The organism is Paraglaciecola algarum (assembly GCF_021532655.1).
Taxonomy (GTDB): Bacteria; Pseudomonadota; Gammaproteobacteria; order Enterobacterales; family Alteromonadaceae; genus Paraglaciecola; species Paraglaciecola algarum.
This window is the reverse complement of the sequence record NZ_JAKGAS010000007.1, coordinates 104709-127117: the sequence shown is the minus strand read 5'-3', so window position 1 is coordinate 127117 and position 22409 is coordinate 104709. Positions and strand designations below refer to the sequence as shown.

23 protein-coding genes are annotated in these 22409 nt (G+C 39.4%); 12 read left to right on the top strand and 11 right to left on the bottom strand.

Going from position 1 to position 22409, the window contains the following annotated elements; genetic code table 11:
- Window positions 1-21 precede the first annotated feature (21 nt).
- A complete protein-coding gene (locus tag L0668_RS13475; protein WP_235313221.1) occupies window positions 22-810 on the top strand; it encodes an RMD1 family protein in 789 nt (262 codons plus the stop codon).
- A gap of 50 nt (window positions 811-860) precedes the next feature.
- A complete protein-coding gene (gene htpX, locus L0668_RS13470; protein ID WP_235313219.1) occupies window positions 861-1736 on the top strand; it encodes a protease HtpX in 876 nt (291 codons plus the stop codon).
- A 490-nt stretch (window positions 1737-2226) separates the two neighbouring features.
- Here the strand turns inward: htpX and L0668_RS13465 are convergent, their stop codons facing one another.
- The 3 genes from L0668_RS13465 to L0668_RS13455 all read right to left on the bottom strand — a co-directional run bounded on the left by L0668_RS13465 (window position 2227) and on the right by L0668_RS13455 (window position 4565).
- Window positions 2227-3093 carry an AraC family transcriptional regulator gene (locus L0668_RS13465; RefSeq protein WP_235313218.1) on the bottom strand — a complete coding sequence of 289 codons (867 nt, stop codon included), beginning with the start codon at window positions 3091-3093 and terminating at the stop codon, window positions 2227-2229.
- 272 nt (window positions 3094-3365) lie between these two features.
- The gene (locus L0668_RS13460) at window positions 3366-3896 is read right to left on the bottom strand and encodes a DUF3750 domain-containing protein (RefSeq protein ID WP_235313216.1); all 531 of its coding nucleotides are present in this window, start codon (window positions 3894-3896) and stop codon (window positions 3366-3368) included.
- A gap of 51 nt (window positions 3897-3947) precedes the next feature.
- The gene (locus L0668_RS13455; protein WP_235313214.1) at window positions 3948-4565 is read right to left on the bottom strand and encodes a DNA-3-methyladenine glycosylase I; all 618 of its coding nucleotides are present in this window, start codon (window positions 4563-4565) and stop codon (window positions 3948-3950) included.
- Between the two features lie 176 nt (window positions 4566-4741).
- Between L0668_RS13455 and L0668_RS13450 the strand changes: the two genes are divergently transcribed.
- From L0668_RS13450 to L0668_RS13435, 4 genes are read left to right on the top strand one after another with little or no spacing between them, the layout of a single operon-like run.
- Entirely contained in the window at window positions 4742-5710 is a 969-nt protein-coding gene (locus L0668_RS13450; RefSeq protein ID WP_235313212.1) for an ABC transporter ATP-binding protein, read from the top strand.
- Complete coding sequence (locus L0668_RS13445; RefSeq protein WP_235313210.1) at window positions 5707-6510, top strand: ABC transporter permease; 804 nt, start codon at window positions 5707-5709, stop codon at window positions 6508-6510. Before L0668_RS13450 ends, L0668_RS13445 begins: the two co-directional genes overlap by 4 nt.
- A gap of 27 nt (window positions 6511-6537) precedes the next feature.
- Complete coding sequence (locus L0668_RS13440) at window positions 6538-7689, top strand: sensor histidine kinase (protein WP_235313208.1); 1152 nt, start codon at window positions 6538-6540, stop codon at window positions 7687-7689.
- Window positions 7690-7719: 30 nt separating this feature from the next.
- Window positions 7720-8337 carry a response regulator transcription factor gene (locus tag L0668_RS13435; RefSeq protein WP_235313207.1) on the top strand — a complete coding sequence of 206 codons (618 nt, stop codon included), beginning with the start codon at window positions 7720-7722 and terminating at the stop codon, window positions 8335-8337.
- A 1-nt stretch (window position 8338) separates the two neighbouring features.
- Here the strand turns inward: L0668_RS13435 and L0668_RS13430 are convergent, their stop codons facing one another.
- A complete protein-coding gene (locus L0668_RS13430) occupies window positions 8339-9016 on the bottom strand; it encodes a cyclase family protein (protein ID WP_235313205.1) in 678 nt (225 codons plus the stop codon).
- Window positions 9017-9105: 89 nt separating this feature from the next.
- Here L0668_RS13430 and L0668_RS13425 point away from each other — a divergent pair, with 89 nt between their 5' ends.
- On the top strand, window positions 9106-10287 hold the full coding sequence (locus tag L0668_RS13425) for a BaiN/RdsA family NAD(P)/FAD-dependent oxidoreductase (RefSeq protein WP_235313203.1): 1182 nt from the start codon (window positions 9106-9108) through the stop codon (window positions 10285-10287).
- Between the two features lie 139 nt (window positions 10288-10426).
- Here L0668_RS13425 and L0668_RS13420 read toward each other — a convergent pair whose 3' ends face one another.
- Together L0668_RS13420 and L0668_RS13415 are read right to left on the bottom strand one after the other, a co-directional pair.
- Window positions 10427-12370 carry a fibronectin type III domain-containing protein gene (locus L0668_RS13420; protein ID WP_235313202.1) on the bottom strand — a complete coding sequence of 648 codons (1944 nt, stop codon included), beginning with the start codon at window positions 12368-12370 and terminating at the stop codon, window positions 10427-10429.
- Window positions 12371-12861: 491 nt separating this feature from the next.
- Window positions 12862-13107, bottom strand: coding sequence for a hypothetical protein (locus L0668_RS13415; RefSeq protein WP_370659900.1), 246 nt, complete (start codon window positions 13105-13107; stop codon window positions 12862-12864).
- A gap of 446 nt (window positions 13108-13553) precedes the next feature.
- On the opposite strand from L0668_RS13415, the gene L0668_RS13410 reads away from it, so the two are divergent.
- Together L0668_RS13410 and L0668_RS13405 are read left to right on the top strand one after the other, a co-directional pair.
- Window positions 13554-13973, top strand: a complete 420-nt coding sequence (locus L0668_RS13410; protein WP_235313200.1) for a nucleotidyltransferase substrate binding protein — start codon at window positions 13554-13556, stop codon at window positions 13971-13973.
- Between the two features lie 2 nt (window positions 13974-13975).
- Complete coding sequence (locus L0668_RS13405; protein ID WP_235313198.1) at window positions 13976-14281, top strand: nucleotidyltransferase domain-containing protein; 306 nt, start codon at window positions 13976-13978, stop codon at window positions 14279-14281.
- Window positions 14282-14793: 512 nt separating this feature from the next.
- Here the strand turns inward: L0668_RS13405 and L0668_RS13400 are convergent.
- From L0668_RS13400 to L0668_RS13390, 3 genes are all read right to left on the bottom strand, one after another.
- On the bottom strand, window positions 14794-15768 hold the full coding sequence (locus L0668_RS13400) for a hypothetical protein (RefSeq protein ID WP_235313197.1): 975 nt from the start codon (window positions 15766-15768) through the stop codon (window positions 14794-14796).
- 74 nt (window positions 15769-15842) lie between these two features.
- Window positions 15843-17702 (bottom strand): hypothetical protein, encoded by a 1860-nt coding sequence (locus L0668_RS13395; protein ID WP_235313196.1) that lies wholly within the window; start codon window positions 17700-17702, stop codon window positions 15843-15845.
- Between the two features lie 196 nt (window positions 17703-17898).
- Entirely contained in the window at window positions 17899-18465 is a 567-nt protein-coding gene (locus tag L0668_RS13390; RefSeq protein WP_235313194.1) for a TetR/AcrR family transcriptional regulator, read from the bottom strand.
- A 170-nt stretch (window positions 18466-18635) separates the two neighbouring features.
- Between L0668_RS13390 and L0668_RS13385 the strand changes: the two genes are divergently transcribed.
- The gene (locus tag L0668_RS13385) at window positions 18636-19109 is read left to right on the top strand and encodes a nuclear transport factor 2 family protein (protein ID WP_235313192.1); all 474 of its coding nucleotides are present in this window, start codon (window positions 18636-18638) and stop codon (window positions 19107-19109) included.
- Window positions 19110-19117: 8 nt separating this feature from the next.
- Here the strand turns inward: L0668_RS13385 and L0668_RS13380 are convergent, their stop codons facing one another.
- A complete protein-coding gene (locus L0668_RS13380) occupies window positions 19118-19939 on the bottom strand; it encodes a hypothetical protein (protein WP_235313190.1) in 822 nt (273 codons plus the stop codon).
- A gap of 148 nt (window positions 19940-20087) precedes the next feature.
- Between L0668_RS13380 and L0668_RS13375 the strand changes: the two genes are divergently transcribed.
- Window positions 20088-20501 carry a hypothetical protein gene (locus L0668_RS13375; protein ID WP_235313188.1) on the top strand — a complete coding sequence of 138 codons (414 nt, stop codon included), beginning with the start codon at window positions 20088-20090 and terminating at the stop codon, window positions 20499-20501.
- A gap of 67 nt (window positions 20502-20568) precedes the next feature.
- Window positions 20569-21276 carry an SDR family NAD(P)-dependent oxidoreductase gene (locus L0668_RS13370; protein WP_235313187.1) on the top strand — a complete coding sequence of 236 codons (708 nt, stop codon included), beginning with the start codon at window positions 20569-20571 and terminating at the stop codon, window positions 21274-21276.
- A gap of 269 nt (window positions 21277-21545) precedes the next feature.
- Here L0668_RS13370 and fghA read toward each other — a convergent pair whose 3' ends face one another.
- Window positions 21546-22400 (bottom strand): S-formylglutathione hydrolase, encoded by an 855-nt coding sequence (fghA, locus tag L0668_RS13365; protein WP_235313186.1) that lies wholly within the window; start codon window positions 22398-22400, stop codon window positions 21546-21548.
- Window positions 22401-22409 lie beyond the last annotated feature (9 nt).

Sequence of the window (22409 nt, the reverse complement as noted above, 5' to 3'; positions counted from 1 at the left end):
ATAAACAAAAAGGAACAAAAAATGAATACCAACTTTGCTAGTGCGACCGTTGAAATAATGTTGCTTGGTAATGAAATTAAGATAAGTGCGTTAAAAGAAAAAATAGCCAAAACCTATTTTGTTAAGCAATACCGTGATGCCTTAGGTGTGAGTACACCTAAAGGACATTTGTTTATTTTTGATTATGGTGTGGTTATCGGATGGGGTATGAGCCCCACTAAAAAACAACACTTACTTGAGATAACCGAAGACGCAGTAAACCAAAAAGTGGCACAGGTTGAGGCTGAGTGTTATCAGTTTAAAGTGCAGCCATCTGAGCCAGTTAAAATGATCGATGATGAGTTAACTATTCCTGATGGCAGTACGTTAACACTGTTAGCTGTGAGTCATGCTTTGGCACAGTCAGCTACGTTAGAACGTTTTGAATCAGTGGCAGTAAGTACAATTCAAAATAATGCTTATTTGTCACAAGCGTTAGCTAAAACTGGAAAAATGCCACTAGGCCGCAAAGAATTGTCAAAATTACGAGGGGCACTGTTTAGTATTAAGAGTGACATTTTGTTGCATTTTAACTTGTTGGATACACCTGAGTTTTTCTGGGAATATCCAGAGCAAGAGCAAAAATATTTAACAGTGAGTAAGTATTTAGATTTAAAACCTAGAGTAGACCTTTTAACTATGAAATTAGGCACTATTAATGAGTTATATGAAATGCTTGCTGCTGAACAGCACCATAAACATTCTTCATTTTTGGAATGGATTATTATTATATTGATTGCGGTAGAAATAGTGTTGTTTTTTGTTCATTGACTTATGCCACACTTAATTAGATTAAGTGCACAAAACCTAAAGGGGGACGTATGTTTAGAATTTTAATGTTTTTAGGTACTAACTTAGCGGTTATTGCTTTGATTAGTGTGACTTTTAGCTTGTTAGGTGTGCAAGGACTTTTACAGCAAAATGGGGTGGATTTAGACTTAAGCACATTATTGGTTTATTCGGCCGTTATTGGATTTAGTGGCGCGATTATTTCGTTATTATTGTCAAAATTTATGGCAAAACGCTCTATGGGGGTCAAAATAATTGATCAAGCCTCAACCCAAACCGAAAGGTGGATAGTACAAACGGTTAGAAGGCAAGCAGAACAAGCCAATATTGGTATGCCAGAAGTGGGCATTTTTGAGCATCCTAGCCCTAATGCCTTTGCTACTGGCTGGAATAAAAACAATGCTTTAGTGGCTGTGAGTACGGGTTTGTTAGAGCAGATGTCACAAAACGAAGTAGAAGCGGTATTGGCCCATGAAGTCAGCCATGTGGCTAATGGCGATATGGTGACGCTTACTTTGATCCAAGGCGTGATCAATACCTTTGTGGTGTTTTTATCCCGAGTGATAGGCCATGTTGTGGACAGGGTGGTGTTTAAAGTTGAACGCGGTCATGGGCCTGCTTTTTGGATTGTATCTATTATTTGTGAACTGATTTTAGGTATTTTGGCTAGCATGATAGTGATGTGGTTCTCACGAAAAAGAGAATTTAAAGCCGATGAAGGTGGGGCTAAATTAGCCGGGCGCAATAATATGGTAGCGGCCTTAAAACGTTTGCAGAGTTTTCAGAATGGCCCTGCTTTACCCGATGAAATGGCTGCTTTTGCTATAAGTGCCGGTAAGGTCAAAAAAATGTTTTCTAGCCACCCACCGTTAGAACAACGCATCGCCAATTTAACGCAGAGTAGATAAAAGCGGATCAAACAGCCTGGAGCAGGATACAGTAGACAATAGTAGTGTGAGGCAGAATAGGGCAGAAGAGCTAAGTGGCGCAGAAAAAACAGTAGGAAGAAAAAGCAAAAGAATTTGAACCACAGAGGGTGCGGAGATCACAGAGCAAAAGGTTTGGTTAAAATGAAAAGTGTTTAACCAAACTTAACAGGGGATTTTGTGACATTTTCGCTCATGCAGGAATGCTATTCTATCTACAATTTCAGTGGTTCAGCCCACTAGTTACTCTACATGCCACACCGCTATATCTGCATGTCACACCGTCATTCCTGTATGTTGTTAGCAGGAATCCACTAGTGAAAAAATGGATCCCGGCTTAAAACATTACCGAGATGACTAGAGGCTAGGTCGAGATAAGATTAAGCTTGTAACCTTGATCGTAAAAATAGCCACAAATTTTTCAAACCTAACATGAAACTATGTGCAAGTGCGTGGCAACTTGATATACGTCTTATTTAATTGGTAAATAAACGTCGGTTATCATTTTATTCTCTGATACTTCAGGAAAGAAACTAACTCTTTCAAAAAAAATAGGAAAGTCCCGAACTTCAAAATTAGAATCCAATAGCCATTTGGAGTACAGAAAGTTCACTACCACACCGATAGAATCATCACTACCGACATGCCTAACTACTGCACATTTTCCCGACGGAATTTCTTTGTTAACTACACCATGATTATTTGGTTCAACTTTGTGATCACTAGAACAACAAATATCAAATCTATAGTCTTCTGGGGCTGTAACATTGGGGTCATCGTATACCAAATTGAAGGTCTTACTTATATTTGGCGAAAGACGATTGAGCTTTCTCCACTCGATAAACTTTTGTATGGTATTTCCTAGTAGATTTGGAGCACCTCTGTGCTCCATTACAGCGATCGATGTCTCGGGGAAATCAATTATTTCTACTTTAAATTCACAGTGCTTATTCATCATCTTTGTCCTTAACGTTAATACTGGGTCATATATAGATTGCCAAGGAGTCCAATCAGGTGCTTTCCTGAATTCAAACGGACTTTTATCAAAATACTTTTTAAAAGTCCGGGAAAAAGCTTCATGACTGTCATAGCCATTTGCCAACGCGATATCTAAAATATTCTTATCATCTCTATAGGCTAGCTGGTAGGCTGCTCTTTTAAGCCTCAGTAATCTTGCAAGCTTGATTACCGGCATTCCAAAGAATGCTGAGCATTGCCTATGAAAATGATATTTCGACAAATGAACTTGCTGGCAAAGCATATTAAGATCAAGATCCGCATCGAGGTTAGTCTCTATATAACTAATGACTTGCAGAAACCGATCTTGAATTTTTGACATATGAATAATTCTCTCCTTGGTCAATTAATACTAAAACCAGCTGAGATACTAATCTTGACCAAGGTTGCTCAATCTTGAATGTGGTTAACATGAAATACAGGCATAACCAGATTTAAGATGTTGTTCATCTATTATTTACTGATTCTTAACCATTTTTTTTCTCTGTGCAGCGCTCTGTGACCTCTGTGGTGAAAGGCTTTTAGCTTTTGTTTTAAAGTCTTTTACCTATGTAGTTTACTGCCTATTTTGCTCCACGCTGGTCTAGTCTGCTGTTAATCAGCGTAACCACTACCAATGGCATTAAACGGCATGTCTAAACCTAACTCAGGTACTTGCAACCCTAGCCATGCTGGAAACGTATTACTATTAGGGCCAGGCACTACAGAATATTCGTTCGCCCAAGGATAGCGCTTTATCGCGGCGGTTAATTTAGGTATTAATTGGCTTGCTTGCTCCCCCTCAATAGAAAGTACCAACTCAGGTTTAGAGCCATACCAATACCTATCTGGGGTAGTTGTCAAATATTGATGTAAAGCCGGCAGCCCTCGTTTTACTCGCCAGCCTACCACTTCGTGCACTGTGTATTGTTCAGCGAATGGTTCTTTAAGTGCTACCCAAGTATGCACAGCAAACCAGCCACGCCAACTAAACGCATCGGCAGCATAAAATTGAATTATGGCTTGTGTTTCTGTGGCAGGGTTGGGGGCTAAACCTGCGGGTTCTCTTGACGCAGTGCGCCAGTCTTTATTGGCACAGCTGCTAAGTAAGCTTATTAATAAAAATACAGAAAATAATTTATTCATTTCTTAAGGTTGAGTAGTCATTTTTGATGTAAGTTAACTATTGATTATACCTCACAACAACCCCGAAGGTCTTGTGAACTCATTACGTAATTGCTTTGATTTAGTATGTCCAACACAAGTTAACGCATGATCATTCACCATACCCATTGCCTGCATAAAAGCATATACAGTCGTGGGGCCAACAAATTTCCAACCGCGTTTTTTCATATCTTTCGATAGTGCTATGGACTCTTCACATGTTGCCATCACTTCAGGTTCAATAGACTCATCACGCTTTGGTTCAAATCGCCAAAAATAGGCTGCTAACGAGCCTTCTTGTTTGATCATTTCTTTTGCTCGTTTAGCATTATTGATGGTTGCAGAGATTTTTCCACGGTGGCGAATGATGCCTGCATCCAATACTAAGCGTTCAACATCTTGCTCGGTGAATTTTGCAACTCTATTAAAATCGAAGTCAGCAAATGCTGCTCTAAAATTTTCACGTTTATTCAAAATTGTGAGCCAACTTAATCCTGACTGGAATCCTTCGAGACAAATCTTTTCAAACAAGCGTTGATCGTCAATAACAGGATAGCCCCATTCGTTATCATGGTAATCGATATAGAAGTGCGAGGCTGCACACCAACTGCAGCGCACTTTTCCATCTTCAGCCTTAAAAGTATTGGCCATACTCATCTCGTTAAACAATAACTAATCGAGCTCAAAGACTACTCTTGCTTGTTGATAAAGAAAAGACTGGCGATTAATGACATTTGTCACATTGAATTGATGATAGATATGTCTAAATATTCATTTTGGTTTCGAGCATAGTTAACTCACGGTATTCATTCACACACGAGATTGATATGCAGCAAGTTAATTCAGTTAAACATTCGGACGCTTCCCAAGTGGTTGCTTCTATCCAAGGTTTAAACAAAAGCTTTTCTAATAAACAAGCTCTTTGCGACGTTGAATTGCAGATAAAATCTAACCAAGTATTAGCCATTTTAGGCTCAAATGGTGCAGGTAAAACAACCTTAATTAATACCTTGTTAGGCCGGTTAAAAATAGACTCTGGGGAGATCAGTATATTTTCATCACAGCCTGGCTCTTTAGCGGTTAAACAACAAACAGGCGCCATGTTACAAGTTGCATCGTTACCAGAAACCCTCAAAATTAGAGAACATATTCAACTGTTTCAAAGTTATTATCCAAACCCTATGGACTACCAGAAGGTGATTGCATATGCCGGTTTAGAGTCACTGCAAGAACGTTTCTCTAAGAAGTTGTCGGGTGGTGAAAAACAGCGTTTACTTTTTGCTTTAAGTATTTGTGGCAACCCTAAGTTGTTGTTTTTAGACGAACCCAGCGTAGGTATGGATTTAAGCGCCAGACAAAGTTTATGGAAAGCAATTCGAGACTTAAAAAATCAAGGCACAGCAATTGTGTTGACCACACATTATTTGGAAGAAGCAGACAGTTTAGCGGATGAAATTGTCTTGCTTAAACAAGGTGCCATTATTCAAAGAGGCACTAACGAGCAAATAAAAGCCTGTGTTAGTTCTACAACTATTCGATTTACCACACCTTCTTATCCAATAGATTTCAACAGTGTCGCTTATCTAATTAGCCATGACGTAAGCGGAAAATATACTGCGATTCAAACCAATGAATTGAATCAAACACTAATTTCACTACTCACTAAATATCCTGAGCTAGAAGATTTAAGCGTATCTCGAGCAGGTTTAGAAGAAGCCTTCTTGGAGTTAAATAAAGATCAGTTGGCACAAAGTAAAACCGGTAAATCAGTTATTAATAAAGGGGAAGCAGCGTGAACTATACAAGTATAGAATGTGCCAGTTCAACTAGTGAACAGTTTGTTCCTATGAGCCCAGCCAAAACACTCAAGGTATATTGGTTAGAAACCAAGTTTGAATGGCTTAAAACTATTCGAAATCCAGCTTTTGCCTTACCGGCCATTTTATTCCCAGTGATCTTTTACTTATTTTTTGGCGTCTTAATGAACCATGGTAATGTGCAAGCTGCTAGTTACCTGTTAAGTACATACGGGACTTTTGGGGTGATGGGGCCAGCATTATTTTCATTTGGGGCGGCGTTGGCGGTAGAAAGAGGAAAAGGTTGGTTAGATATTAAGGAAGCCTCTCCTATGCCAGCATCAGCACAAATTATTAGCCGCTTAATTGTTTCAATGATTTTTTCTCTGCTGATCATTATAAGTTTAGGGATTATTGGAGTGTTCTTTGGCGGAGTGGAGTTAAGCGTATTCCAAGGTGCCTTATTGTCGGTTATTCTGGTTTTTGGAGGCTTGCCTTTTTGTTTATTAGGTTTGGCTTTAGGCATGATGCTAAAAGCTGAAAGTGCGCCAGCAATTGTGAATGTTATTTATTTACCTATGGCCTTTTTGTCAGGCTTATGGATACCTATTACTATGTTGCCAAACTTTTTGCAGACCTTTGCTAATTTTTTACCTCCTTACCATTTGTCGCAATTGGCTTTAAAAGTTATGCAGCAAGACGTAGGTGATTCTGTTTTCACACATCTACTGGCTTTAACTTTGTTTGCAGTGATATTTTTTGTTTTTGCGTTAGTTGCCCATAAAAGAAAACAAAACTAAGTTTTTGTAAAACTAGGAAATTATTAGGTGAAGAGTTTACTTAAATCAATTGATGCCCGTTTGTTGCCAAGAGACCTGTGTGAGCAATTCTCGCCTTATGTTTGGTTGATATATTTACCTTTATTTTTTGGTCCGGTATTTTATTACTCGCCCGATCCTATGCACTGGTTATGGGCTGCTATCGCAACAGTTAGCTTTTTAATTGTGTATTTTCATGTTTATTGGGTCAATCGTAAATACGTTATATTTCATATAGTGGCGATTGTTTTAATTGGTACTTTATGCGCGTTGTTTACCCCAAGTGCACAAACCTTATTTATTTATGCGGCTTCATTTACAAGTCGACTAAGGCCAGTGAAATATTCTTTTATGTTTTTAACTGGCATAGTCTTGTGGATGGCTGGTATTAGCTGGTGGTTTAGCCTAGAAGCTTACTTTTATTTGCCTGGGATAGTGTTTAGTTTAATTGTGGGTTCGATAAATATTTATCAATATGCCCTACACGATAAAAAACAAGAACTCATACTGTCGCAAAAAGAAGTGGAACGTTTAGCTAAAGTAGCTGAGCGAGAGCGTATTGCTCGAGATTTACATGATCTTATTGGCCATACGTTTTCAGTTATTACCCTAAAAGCCGACTTGGCTGGACGGCTGCTTGATAAAGGGAATAGCGAAGGTTTTAGCCCTGACATGCAAAAGGCCCGCACCGAAATCAAACAACTAGAAGATATTTCCCGTGATGCCTTAAGTCAGGTACGGGAAGTGGTTTCAGGTTATCGCACCAGTGATTTACTCAGTGAGTTAGCCAATGCCAAGTATGTACTTGCCAGTGTAGACATAGAATTTAGTTATGAGTTACTAGGTGTTGAAGAAGATGGTTTAGAGCTAGATTTAGCCAGTAATAAAGAGCTAGCTATCGTACTTAGAGAACTTATTACCAACATTATTAAACACGCAAAAGCTACACAAGTTAAAGTGACTATTTATAGTAAAAACAACAATATGGAATTAAACGTTCAAGACAATGGTATTGGGTTTGAAGATAACTCGGCTTCAGGGTTTGGCCTTAAAGGTATTAAAGAGCGAATGCAAAAAATGAGCGGGGTAGTGGATGTTGTTTCTGGTGGCGAAAATATGGGAACCCTGACCAAAATTACTGTCCCCAATTCTGGAAACTAGTAGTGAAAATAAAAGCTCAGGAAAACTAACATGGCAAAAATAAGAATAGTATTAGCCGAAGACCAAACTATGTTGCTAAATGCCTTAGCCACTATTTTAGATTTAGAAGATAATCTAGAGGTAGTCAAAAGTTGCGCTAATGGTAAACAGGCATTGGACTTTGTATTGACTAATCCAGAACAAAAAATAGACATAGTATTAACCGACATTGAAATGCCAGACATGACGGGCTTAGAGCTAGCTCATGAGTTACACCAACAAAAAAGTGCTAGTAAAGTGATTATTCTTACTACTTTCTCCAGAAGTGGGTACTTACGTCGGGCCATGGATTCAGGCGTAAAAGGTTACTTATTAAAAGATTCACCGTCGCAAGATTTAATCGATGCCATAGTCAAAGTTCACCAAGGTGGCCGCGCCATTGCTCCTGAGTTAATGGTTGATTCTTGGATGGAAAAAGACCCTTTGTCAGAAAAAGAGCGCCATGCACTACGTTTAGCTAAAGACGGAATGTCTACAGAAGATATCGCAGCTAAGTTGTTTCTATCAGCGGGCACTGTGCGAAACTATCTGTCCTCTGCGGCCAATAAGTTAAATGCAAAAAACCGAGTTGAAGCCGCCAGGATCGCCCATCAAAACGGCTGGTTGTAGTTCAGTCAACTATCTGAGCAAACGCTCTCACCGGAAATGTACCTACACCCGTGATTTTAGGTGGTACAGCAAAAAACCTAAAACCATCTTTAGGTAATTGCTCTAGGTTTGTCATATGCTCACAAATCAAAACATCATTGCCCAATAAATGTTTATGTACGGGCCTTAATTTTCCCCGTGTATCATCAATATTGTGGGTATCGATACCGACTAATTTTGCTCCGTTGTCGACTAACCAGATTGCCGCTTGCTTTGTGATAAATGCATGGTTTTCAAAGTATTGTTCAGTATTCCAATGCTGGCTCCAGTTGGTATAAACCAACACCGCTTTACCTTTTACGTCTAAGTGTTGAAAACTCTCTGGGCCAATTTCTATTTGGTCTTTTACATCAACTAATACAGCTGGCAAATTGGCGAGTAACTCCAAAGACAAATCACTCAAGTCCTTACCGTTTTCAGCAAAATGAAAAGGTGAATCAAGGTAAGTGCCCGTGTTGGCGATCATTTCAATTTTACCAATTTGAACCTGATAGTCCTCACCGTAAATTTCTTTTGATTTTTCACGGCTTAAGTAGTCGCACATAATAGGTGCTGGTAAGCCTTTGTAGGTAATCAAACCATCAAAAATGGTATGGCTTAAGTCGATCATCTGTGAGCATTTTTTGTGAGATGTAGTCATATTAGCAACTGCCTTATTCGAGTATTTTTGCAGATTAGCATGTAAATCCCCTATAATCCGGCCATAAATAACACCATTCAGGCATTGAATTGAAAAAATTAGATGTAATCGTCATTGGCGCAGGCGCAGCTGGACTATTTTGTGCGGCTCAAGCTGCAAAACGTGGGCGTAGTGTAGCTGTGCTCGATCACGCCAAACGTATTGGCGGTAAAATTTTAATGTCTGGTGGTGGTCGCTGTAATTTTACCAATATGTATGCCAGTCATGAAAACTTCTTGTGCGATAATCCACATTTTACTAAATCAGCCTTAAGCCGTTATACCCAATGGGATTTTATTGGGCTAGTGGCAGAGTACGGTATTGCTTATCACGAGAAAACCCTAGGCCAATTATTTTGTGACGATAGTGCTAAAGACATTTTGAAAATGTTACTTAGTGAATGTGAAAAAGCCGGTGCCAGTGTGACCCAGCAATGTGAAATTCTGGATATAGAAAAAATTGATGATGGTTTTGTATTAAATACCAACCAAGGCCAGTATCAATGCGAATCGCTGGTGGTGGCGACTGGCGGCTTGTCTATTCCTAAATTAGGCGCTAGCCCATTTGGTTATCAAATTGCAGAACAGTTTGGGTTAAAACTTAAACCCACGCGAGCTGGACTCGTGCCTTTTACTTTGCACGAGCTAGACAAAAAAGTACTCGCTGAACTAAGCGGTATATCGCTAGATGCTAACGCCAGTTGTAATGACACTAGCTTTAACGAAAACATATTGTTTACTCACAGGGGTTTAAGTGGCCCAGCTGTATTGCAAATATCCTCGTTCTGGCAACCGGGTCAAACTGTTGAATTTGACTTGTTCCCCCATGGAGAACTTTTGGCTGAATTAGAGAAGGCGAAAGAAAACCAGCCAGACGTACAACTAAGTACCGCATTAACCAAACATTATCCAAAACGATATGTACAAGCGGTATTGCCCTATTTAAACATTGAAAACAAACCGCTAAAACAATATCAAGGCAAACAGCTAGGCCAAGTGGCCGAAGCCTTTCATCACTGGCAACTTAAACCTAATGGCACCGAAGGCTACCGAACTGCCGAGGTAACCTTAGGTGGAGTCGACACAGACGAACTATCTTCAAAAACCATGGAAGCCAAAAAAGTAAAAGGGTTATATTTTATCGGCGAGGTGATGGACGTCACAGGCTGGTTGGGGGGGTATAATTTCCAATGGGCTTGGTCGAGTGGTTGGGTTGCTGGGCAGGTGGTTTGATGTGACCGTTTGGCTTTAAATATATACGTAGCGTGACTATGAAACAGGGCAGCTTTGTATTTTACTTGCTCAAAACACTTATACCAAAAATCAGGTAACGAGCTGTGTAGCTCATTACCTGCGTATATATCGCGAATTATTATTCCAAAGAAAATTCGTCGAATAACTCTACGGTCGAATTAAGGTTTGTAGGGTCAAATACGTAACTTTGTACTGTTCCCGTGCCAGTATCTAAAATAGAAAACACTGACAATGTGTTGCTAGTGACAAAGGGAAGGTTTGGATAATTTTCGTTTTCTGCACTCATTGGGCTAAATATATTAGGGAAGCTCAATACACGGTCTTGAGGATCACCATTTGGTGGATAATCTTCAATTAACCAACGAGGATTTTCGGAGTTTACGTCAGCCCAAAAATCAGCATAGCTAGAGCGTACATCTTTGGTATATGTGCCACTGGTATCTACATAATATGCGCCGTAAGAATTACCCACGTTAGAACTTTCTAAATAATGTAGGTTTTCAACTTGCGCACGATTCCATAAATGAGAATGACCAATGTGAACCAAGTTTACGTCATTTGCTAATAACAGTGGTTCAATATCGTTTAGCCATACATCTTGGTTAAGTGGGTATTGATAACGTACTTCGCTGACATTTGTGAGCATAGGTTGAACTGTATTTGTCCATACATCAGCTGTTAGTGGGAAGGTAAACTCAGTAATAGTTTCAACATCTTGGCTGTCGGTTTCAACTAGCTGCATAACTGGCTGAGATAACACTGGTACAGTATTATCACCTAATCCAAAAACACCTTGGTGAGCCATTACTACTTTGTATTTAGAGTTTTTAAATGCGTCTGTTTCCATCACAGATTCTAACCAAGCATACTGGTCTGAGTCTTTGTCAAAACGCTCAAATAAAAACTCGCCAAAACCCCATTTAGATGGATCTTCTAGCGTACTGAGGCTTTCGACAAATTTTGACTTATTTGCACCTGACACACTCCATGAACGCCAAATTCTAGACACATTCATTGAAATAATGAATACATCACCAAATGTTGTTGCATAGTACTCTTCACCGCCTGGGCCATCATCTGGAAAAGAAAATATATCTAAGAAACTAATTTGATTATGGGATTGATCAATAATCCATTGTGCTTTTATATCTGCGTCATTAGAAGGGTTCACGTCTGCTTTTACTTGCTCGTAAGCGGCTTCTGCATACCATCTAGTTTGAGGATCATTAAAGCTACCGTTAAGTGAATAATCATCTTCGGTCGGATTATAACGTCCCATTACTTCATGGTTACCTATGGTGCCGAATAATGGTGAGTGTTGCAGTATCTCTCCACCGTTATACGGGAAACCTGGGAAGTATTCTTGATAATGACCTTGTAATGCAGGGAAAAAACCTGGGGCATTGCTTTTAGCTTGGTCAAACCATTCTGATGCTCGGTCGGGAACATTGACAAAATCTCCAGCAAATAATACAGCATCTGGAGTGCCAACGGTTTCTACTACTTTTTGGTAATTTGCCACTACGTTCTTTTTAGACTGTAAATCAGAGGTAAGCAGGATTTTCATGGCTGCACCTTTTGCCGGAGCGGGTGCTAGGGTAAATGTGCTACTTGAAAATTCAAATCCATCTGTATCAATACTCGACACTGAGTAATTAACCCGTTCCCCTTGGGTTAGCCCTTCTGCCTTAGCTTCATGGCGATAAACTGTACGATAACTTACAGTGTCATAGGATTTGCCAAATTGCTGAGAAGACGCATCTTCCATCATGCGGCTTAACTGTGTGGTGGTCACAGCATTGGTAGATGTATCGCCATAAGTTAGCGTATTTTCTGAACTCTCGAAATTAGTAAACCATACAACATTAACTGAGTCGTTCGTTGGAACTTGTAAAAACGGGTCTGTTAACAGTGCATGTTCGGGATTAACTATCACTGGAACTTCAACTGGTATTTCTACCTCTACCGGTACTTCTATGATTTTGTCGTCGTCACAGCCAAAAAGCACGGCTGCTAAACATAGTATCCCTAGAGAGCGGGGATTAGAAAATGTACTTTTCATTGTTATTTATCCATCAAGTCTGAGTTTATATTTTTCACTTTGCCCAAAAGAGGTTGAGATTTTGGTTCCCAACTCACTAAGTGCAAACCAACTAGAAACACCGCAGAACACCTCAAAAAAGTATCAAGTTAGAACTATTACTGAATATTTTATTTAAGCTGAACGTTGCGGTAAAAACCCTAACAAAGGAAAGTGACAAGTCTGTTAAATATTAAAAGTGCTACAAAAGTTTCATAAAGACAGATCAAGTGTCATATTCTCAGTCGTTAGACTGCTGTGCTTTTGTAATAGGAGAAGTTGTTTTTAATTTTTACTATGGCCTAAATTCATTCAAAGCTAGGTGTCTAAGTTCTGCCTTGCGAATATGGCCATTATTTCTACTGCAGTACCATTTATTCGGCAATAGTTTATATCTTAGTGCGCGCAGCACATAAATAGTACTGCGCTTAGTTCGCACCTCGAATACCGGTGTTTTTCAAGCTAGTTGTCGCCTACAGTTTAAATTTATGCCGCCTTATTTCCACTATTTCTGATTTCCCTTTTTCTGGGTTGAGATGCACTTCATTAATATGCACCCAGTTCTTAATTTCTCCTGACCATCTCTTTGGATTTTCTAACTTAGCCTTTTTATACACCAAGGCTCTAGCGGATAAGATTTCAATATCTCGACCTGTATGGCGCTCATGGGGGGTAAATTTAATGCCACTATGGCGATGTTCATGGTTATACCATTTCACAAATATATTCACCCAATCTCTTGCGACTACTAATTTCTCAGTAAATGATTGGCTTGTCTGACAGCCAGATATGGACATCTGGACAAGGCAATTTTTTATAGCTGGGAGCGGCTTATTGCCGGTCTGACATTAAAGTCAATTATTTGATTGAACAGGAATTTGTCTGGAGCACGGTCCTTTATGCATACTTTTTGCGGCTGTTGGTAAAAAGTTTGTCGAGCCTCAGGGATGAGGTTTGAAAACCCGCAATGGATTGCGATGAACGAAGTGAATAAATAAGCGCAGCGTATACCTTGACGAAGTCATGCTTGGTTCATGAAGTGAATGCCCTATCGCGCAGCGCATAAAGTGGCGAAGCCATAATACAAAAATCGTGGGTTTCATAGTTTGATTCTGTATCGTATCCACCATAAACTGCACGTACATTTAAACATGAGAATATTATAATGACAGAGCAAGATATTCGCTGGTTGCAACGGTTGCAAAATTACGGTTTAGCATTATCTAGATTAACCTTTGCGGTCGAACTAGCTGATACTCGCCCTTTATCTGACTTAGAGAAGCAAGGCTTGATTCAAGCTTTTGAGTTTACTTATGAGTTGGCGTGGAATGTAATAAAAGATTTTTATCAGTATCAGGGGGAAGAAGGAATTCAAGGTAGTCGTGATGCTTTTCGTACCGCCTTTTCTCGTGGTTTAGTTGAACATGGAGAGATTTGGATGCAAATGATAAAAAGTCGCCAATTGAGTAGTCATGCTTACAATATCGTAGTTGCTGAAACCGTGTTTAGTGATGTGTGCCAGCTTTACTATCCGCAGTTTATTCAGTTGAAAAAGTCCTTAGATAAACAAGCTGAGAATGTATAGCTGTGAATTATGGTCTTCCTCAACAGACTTTAGACGGGATACTTGCAGTATTAGCTGAATATCAATGTGTTGAGCAAGCTATTCTTTATGGGTCAAGAGCAAAAGGAAATTATCGCCCGGGTTCGGACATCGATGTTGCTTTAAAAGGAGCATTACTCAATATGCCTTCTTTGTACGAGATAATGGATAAATTAGAGCAATTGGATCTCCCTTATGAAATAGATCTTTCACTTTATTCACAAATTGAAAATACAAGCTTGCTTGAGCATATTGAGCGTGTAGGACAAGTAATCTATCAACGAGATTGAGCTTACTTGTGTGCTTCGCAAACCAAGTATTCGCTGCGAGAACTAAGATTATTCACTAGGTTCACTGTACTTCGTACACAAAGTACTCGCGGTAGCTGCTCCTGCATTACTCTACCTTCCGTCATTATTGGCGGTCGCATGCGGTTTTGCCGGCTTCACCAGTTACTTCTTTTATATAATACATCCATGTATTTACCCCTTAGGGCTATCGATACCCTCCGTGAACCAGCTAAAGCTGTTCAAAAATTTTCCAGAAACTTTTGTCTAATCCATCAAATATTACCTTGTCCAGATGAGTCAGAACCACATCCATGATGATATGCACCCAGTCTTACCGTCCATGGCAAGCCGATTTGAAATGCGGAAATTTGTAGTCACGGGTAAATCAAAAGCATTGGTATTGCCGCCAAACAATCTTTTTATAACCTCGATTATTCGCGACCTCGGTTACTAAGGTGGGGCAACTGTAAAATCAAAGTATTACGACACTTATTATCCAGAGTTCGGGTTAACTATTTCGGCTGTGAAAGACCATCGGTTTTAATGCCGTCAATGAATTGGGTCTTTAGCTTACTCGGATTACCATCTTGGTCATTGTATAATAAATACCAAACCAAGCCCGCGTCAGAAATATCGGGTTTACTTAAATTATCAATATTTAACATCTCCCATAAAAATCTAGCATCGGGGTCAGCATGTGTTTTCAAAAAGTGATAAGGCTCCCAAGTTTTTTGCTTATTTACTTTTGACGAACTCCAGCCCTTATTTAAATTAGAAGAAGAATTTTGATCTTTAATTCGTTTGAAATTTTTCTTTTCAACTATTGGAAATTCTTCGAACACATGTTCCATTCTTCTATGCTCAACTCTCCTAATATGATTGTCGTTATAGTTGCTATGTGAAAGGATATACAAGTGATTGATAGCCTGTTCTTTTCCTGCTGCTTTTACCTTTTCTAACGCTCGATAAAGGAACTCAGTCGGCCCCATAGCGATAAAATACAAGGGGTCGTTGGCTGTTGAAATTTTAATTTGTTCGGCCAAATGATTTATTGCTTTATTGTTGTCAGCGGATACATCAAAAAACACGGCAGGATCAAAGTTTTTCCAGCGAAGCAAAGAACCATCAACGCCTTCTTTCATAATGTTTCGCGCACTGGTATGTGGAGGCGAGCCAATAAAGTTATTATAGGAGTAATGGACTAACATCCCTTCTAAATTTGCATTAGCAATCATGGCTAAAGCAGCGGGGGTTGCACTCCAGTCGTCTTCATCTCCTCTTTGCCATTCAGATTTATAAGTATAAGTTCTACCTGCGTCTGCAGCCGGCGCTTTTGCCGTAACTTGCCCGCCCCAAGTGTCTGGATCAGATTGATTATTACCATCAGCACTAATAGCAATACGGTTATTGTTATAGCCATATCCTGTGCTGGAAAAAGCTTTTGTTGCAGTGATTGTTATTAACGCTAAAAATATTATTTTTTTCATTTTTATTCACTTAATAGGCGCTGTTAGTTTAAAGGATTGGGGCTAATATTAACGTCGCAATTTTACACATACCTTTAGTTTTCCATTCGATTAACTTGCAGCACTGCGCTGGCAATTTTTCCACCATCATCAGGGTAAGTCAGGCTAACCATACTCTCGTCTTTCAATGCTTGCATGGGTACTTGCAATTCGACCATGCCGTAGAACATGTTTCGGCCTTTTTGGTCATCTCCCGCCCAATTTGTGGGAAGGGTTAAAGGAGTACCATTAATTTTGATCTCTGTAGGTAGGGGTTGCTTGCCAAGTTTTCGTGCAGGAGAAAGTCGAAGTATAGCGTTACCTTTTCCTGTGGGAACCTGCTTAAACTTAAAAGTAATCGGCTCGCCTCCCTTTATATCCTTAAGATAATCCGTGGCATATACCCTATGTTCTTTTAAGGTACGTTCCACTTGGGCAGTCTTTTTCAAATTAACTTGAAACAAGACAATTTCACCGGCTTCTAGATCAAAAACGTCAGGTATTGTTTGCAATGTTTTCTCCGCAAGTACAGGAGTGGCTACGTTCGTCGTTAACGAGCGCAATACAACTGAATCTGTTTTGACTTCTTGTAAACCTTTTAAGGACAGTTGTTTAGAGGATCCATCAAGGTTCATCATGATCACACTTAGCCGATTGGTATCTGCTAACATATGCACTCTGACGTCTGGGTTACTACTCGAGGTATAGCGCCAATCTCCTTTAACCCCTTTCCAGAAGGAATAAAACTTCATCAAATCGGTTTTGACATAGGTTTTGCCATCAGCTAAACGTCGCCAGAGTAAATAAGGGTTTGCTTCACCGGGAACATAGTCCTTAGTCATGTTATAGGTCCATGAAGCTTTACCCAGTATAAAAGGCACTGTGCGCATTAAGCGGTCTGGGTGATCCATAAAAGTCATTAACTGGCCTAGTGCTGAATACAACATGCCGGCTGAACGTTCTTCACTGTATGGCATGGTACTCATATTACCTGCAGGAATTTTTCCGTATTCAGTGATCATAAGAGGCTTTGCAACACCGAATTTAATGTGACTATAGGTATCGATAATATCCATAATCGCTTCAGAATTACTACCCGTTCGCGATCTTGGGGTGCCCATTACATTCACGCCGTCGTAGATGTGATATGACCAAAAATCCATATTTTCACCGGCAATATCCATGAACTTTTTCTGCCAGTTATTCCAATTGTTCCAGTCACCACTTTCAAATTCTACCCAAGCTGCAGAATACCCGCCCACCATTACATTGGGATTTAACTCTTTAACCCGCTTAGCAACCACATTATGTTGTTCACTCATCTCTTCGATTGTGGTTGGGATCTTTTTGGCTTTAACAAATGGTTCATTATAGACCTCAATAGCAAGGGGTCTATTTTCATCTGTAAATGCCCATTTTAGCATTTGTGCGGTGTATTCTGCTGTCGCTTCCGCTGTGCGCGGCCCCCATGCAAGTGACTTATTGTGAATATGTCCATGCATAATTTCAGGGTGAGTACACAAGATAACATTACGCATATGGTTCGGTTTATACCTGAGCTGATCACTTTTGCCATTGAATTTCGGTGCAAATAATTCTTTAATTTTACCTACGTCAGGCATGTCAGGATTGTTGCTGTCAGCGGGAATATCTCTGGCTAGCCATGAAACTAGTCCGCCATCTCTGCCAAATTCAGCTTCAAGTTCATATTCAATATATTGCAGATCTTCATTGGTTAGATCAGACGATCCAAAGCTTTCATGAAGCGTTATGAATTGCGTCCTATCAAATTTAGTGACCCCGCCGATATTGCGGGACGTGTTTGGTTCCAGATGAATATTAACAATTTCAGAAGCAACAGAAGCAGCAGACAAAGCTACCAACCAGAAAACGATAATAATACGTACTAATTTCATTATATGAATTTAATTATTTATATTTAAATGTGTAGGTATTATAAAAACTTTTCTCTTAACAAATCCACTTTTTATTGAATGTAAGATGAGGTTAAGGAAATTTACGTGCTAATTCCTAGGACCATTCTAACTATAGGGGGCAGAACAAGGTGAGATTTTAATCACTTTTCTTAATGGTGTAACCATATTTTAGGCACTAGTGTCCTAACACTTTCATTGCAGCTTGTTTAGCAAACCTTGCTGAGTTTTTATCATTCATGGTGTGAGCCATAACAATTGCACCATCTAAAAGTAATGCTAGCTGCAAAGCTGTAGACGGTTTGTCGCTGATTGCTGTTGGCAATAAAGTTTCAATGTAACCGACTATATTCTGTTTGTGTTGTAAACACATTAGGTGAATAGGATCTTCAGCGACTGGGTATTCAGCTGAGGCATTGATGAACATACAGCCATGGAAGTTATCTGAATTAATCCATTCATAATGAGCATCAAATAAGGCCAAAGTGGGTTTTAACTCTTGGGTAGCGGTTTGGCTAGCCGTTAAGTTTGTGACTTTTTGTTGCATCATGGCCATAAACTGTTGATCGCGCCTTTCCAATGTGGCGATGATAAGTGCTTCTTTAGAGTCGAAATGATTGTATAAGGTTTTTTTGGCTACGCCAGAATTAGCCAAGACAAGATCTATGCCTGTCGCTCTTATGCCTTGTTGATAAAACAAATTTTGCGCTATATCGATAAGCAGGTCTTTCTTATTTTCTTTCATCGAAACCTTATTCGCTGAGTATGCTTTTTAAACACCTTTATTTTAATAGTGCTAAGAGTAGATAAATTTCTTGACGTAGACAAGTCTGTCTATTAATTTATTATACTAGGTAGACCAATCTGTCTCCTTTGTCCCAATGCACGGCTATCAATAACTATTAAGGAATAAACATGAGTGAAGAAATCAGACATCCGGTTCCACCTTTTAATGCAGAAACCGCTAAACAAAAAGTACGAATAGCTGAAGATGGCTGGAATAACCGTAATCCAAGTAAGGTGGCCATGGCCTATACCAAAGACAGTAGTTGGCGAAATCGTGCTGAGTTTGTCAATGGTCGTGAAGAGATTGAACAATTCTTAACTCGTAAATGGAATAAAGAATTGGAATACCGTTTAATAAAAGAATTATGGGCTTATTCTGACAACCGTATCGCGGTACGTTATGCCTATGAATGGTATGATGACTCGGGTCAGTGGTATCGTTCATATGGTAACGAAAATTGGCAATTTGATGAAAATGGATTAATGGAAAACCGTTTTGCTTGTATTAATGATTTACCCATAAAAGAGAGTGAACGTAAGTTTCATTGGCCACATGGCGCCAGACCAGAGGATCATCCAGGGTTATTAGATTTAGGTTTATAATCTAGTCGTTAATCTTTGATATCTAACAGTTGGTTGAATACAAAATCTACCATCTGTTGTTGTTTGATTAAGTGATCTTCACCAAAATTATATGTAGAACGCTCTGCTTCAATATTGATATAACGAATACCTAATTTTTGAGCGTACATAGATAAAGAGCCGTTGTCTTCTTCTGGATTGACGCCAACCTGTGGGTGTTGCAAAACTACATTCCAGCCGTTTTGTTGCAAGGTATTGAAGTCTTGTTGCTGGGTCACAAAAAACAGGTCATCTTCGTCACCGTATTGCTGACTTACTGCTTTGATGAAGGTGGCATTATTGGCCAGTTTTTGTTGGTATAGCTGTATTGATATATCACCTCGCCCTTGTTTGTTATCGCCTCGATAACCATGGGTATTGTTGTGAATAGCAAGCCAAATGGGTGATGAGTCAGTGTTACCCATGGTATGGGTAATGAGTTTAGCTAAGCGTTTTGAAAGCAGCATGGCCCGATGAAACACATAAGTATTGGTGCGTAACTTTGGGTTATGTTTGATAATATTTTTGTGTCTTCCAGACTCGGTAAATATACGATTGGGATCAATTTTCACTTCAAAGGGATCTATGTTGAATCTTATCCAACGCTCTTTATTTTGGCGCAAAATAACAAATACGCCACCGTATTTAGTCACTTTCTGAGATACATAATCGTTTACTACATTTTCGTTCTCGTGTGGTGCAAATATAGCTAAGTTAGGTGTAACTGAGGCTTGTCCCACAACTTCTAGTTTTATATTGGGTTGAGCTGGAAAGGCGATAATCTGGCTGAGCAGGACAAAAATTAAATTCACGTATAAAAAATATATATTAAAAATATGGATAGGAATGGAAAATTAGCAAACTTGATGGTTGGATTCAAAGAATATTTATTCGGATAAAAATTGTCTCAACTGGTTTTTAGATAGTAAACTAAGTGTGCGGGCAAAATAGGAATTTATTATGGTGCATACAGACTCTAGGCAAAATTTATATCAATTACAGTTAGTAGGTAATGTATTGTGCGTAGAGTTAAATAATGTATGGTCCAAAGGCACAGTTAAAAAGGTATTGGCAGAAACTCAAGATCTGGTTGATGGCATTACGCATCAACCTTGGGCTGCACTTGTGGACATTCGAAATTGGATAATGCCAACTTTTGAAGCTTTCGACGATTTTCAGTTAATTTATGATTGGTGTGCGGCTAATAATCAAACCCACGAAGTCACTTTATGTCGATTTGAAATGCAAAAAAACATTATTGCTAATGTGTCCAATTACGATACTGATCATCAGTTTTACACCCACACTCCAGAACTAGCAGAGAAATGGCTAACAGATAATGGGTTTACTTTTTTGTTAGAAGACTGGATTTAAATTCAGATATAATTACCCTTTAAATTGTATATGTAATCCTTTCTCATACCATGTCTTAGAGTGTTCAATGTTAAATTCAAAACAATCAGTTGTCATCACTGGAGCGAATCGCGGCATTGGCCTAGGTTTATGTTCGTTATATTTACACTATGGCTGGCAGGTTATTGCTACTCACAGGCAAGGTGCTATCAGTGATGCCCTACAAGAGCTCAATAAACAATATTCTAGCGACTTAACCTTAGTAGAACTGGATGTGTGTGACGAACAATCTATTCAACATTTTGCCGCTAAAGTATGCGAAGAGTGGTCGCATATCTCAGTGTTGATCAATAACGCGGGTGTGTCCATTGACAGTAAGTTTGGTGAATGGAACCAAGCCACCTTCTTAAATAACTTTAATGCAAATATGGTTGGCCCAGCTTTAGTGATCCAGGCGTTATCTGGGCTATTTGAACACAATACTAAAGTGATACAAATCTCCACTGGACTAGCGTCTTTACAAGAAAATATAGGGGCAGATGAGCCATTTGATGCATACGCTGTGAGTAAAATATCCCTTAATTTGTTAACTAAACGCTTAGCCAACAAAGCCCAAACTAAGTCGGCAATATATTGTGCCATCAGCCCAGGTTGGGTAAATACTGATATGGGCGGCCCAGAGGCGCCAACCAGTGTAGCTGAAGTCGCTCAGCAAATTAGCCTAACAATTGAAAGCCTTACGCTTGAACAATCAGGTTCATTTTTAGACAGTACAGGCGCCACTATTCCTTGGTAGCTCAATCAGGGTAAAGGCTTACTGGTTTACTTTTTCAGGAATGTTACTAATTAGTCCATAAACAGTTTGGTGCTAATTTTTTATGCAGCACTTTATTCGTATAGTCAGCAGCTTTAGGAGTATGCAAAAACTGCAAGGAGTTTTAATTTAAAAATGCTCTGATTTTTCATTCGCAAAATTACAACCAAACAAAATTTAGCAATCATGCATATTTACTTATTTTGATTTAAATTAAACAACTGCCGAATATACGGCAGTTTTTATATGAACTAACTTCGACCAATAGAATTATTTAAATATTCACTATGAAAAGACAAGTGATCTTCAATAAAGCTAGCGATAAAGTAGTAGCTATGGTCGTAACCTTGATGCAGCTTAAGTTCTAGTGGGTAATCACTTACTTTAGCTGCAGCTTCTAATATTTCAGGCTTAAGTTGTTCTACTAAAAAGTCATCCGCTGCGCCTTGGTCAACCAAAGCCGGCACAAATTGTGTGGCTTCACGCATTAGTTCACTGGCATCATATTGAGCCCAAGTGGCTGTGTCTTTACCTAAGTAAGTACTAAAGGCCTTTTCTCCCCAAGGGCAATTAGAGGGATTAGTAATTGGGCTAAAAGCAGACATAGAGGTGTAACGCTCAGGATTACGCATGGCTATGGTTAAAGCACCATGACCACCCATAGAATGACCCGCTATGGCTCGTTTATTAGAAACAGGGAAGGTGGCTTCAATCAGCTGTGGCAACTCTTTCACTATATAATCATACATATGGTAATGACGGTTCCATGGAGCTTGAGTGGCATTTAGGTAAAAACCTGCGCCCTTACCTAGGTCGTAGCTATCATCATCGGCTACGTCGTCGCCTCGTGGGCTAGTGTCTGGCGCTACAATGGCAATACCTAACTCTGCCGCCTTACGTTGTGCACCGGCTTTTTGCATAAAGTTTTCGTCGGTGCAGGTTAACCCAGACAACCAATACAATACTGGTACTTTTTCACCACTTGAGGCTTGCGGCGGTAAATAGATAGCAAAACGCATTTTGCAGTAGAGTACTTTAGACTGATGGCTATATTGTTTATGCCAGCCGCCAAAGCTTTTGTTTATACTGATATTTTCAATTGTCATGCTTAAGTC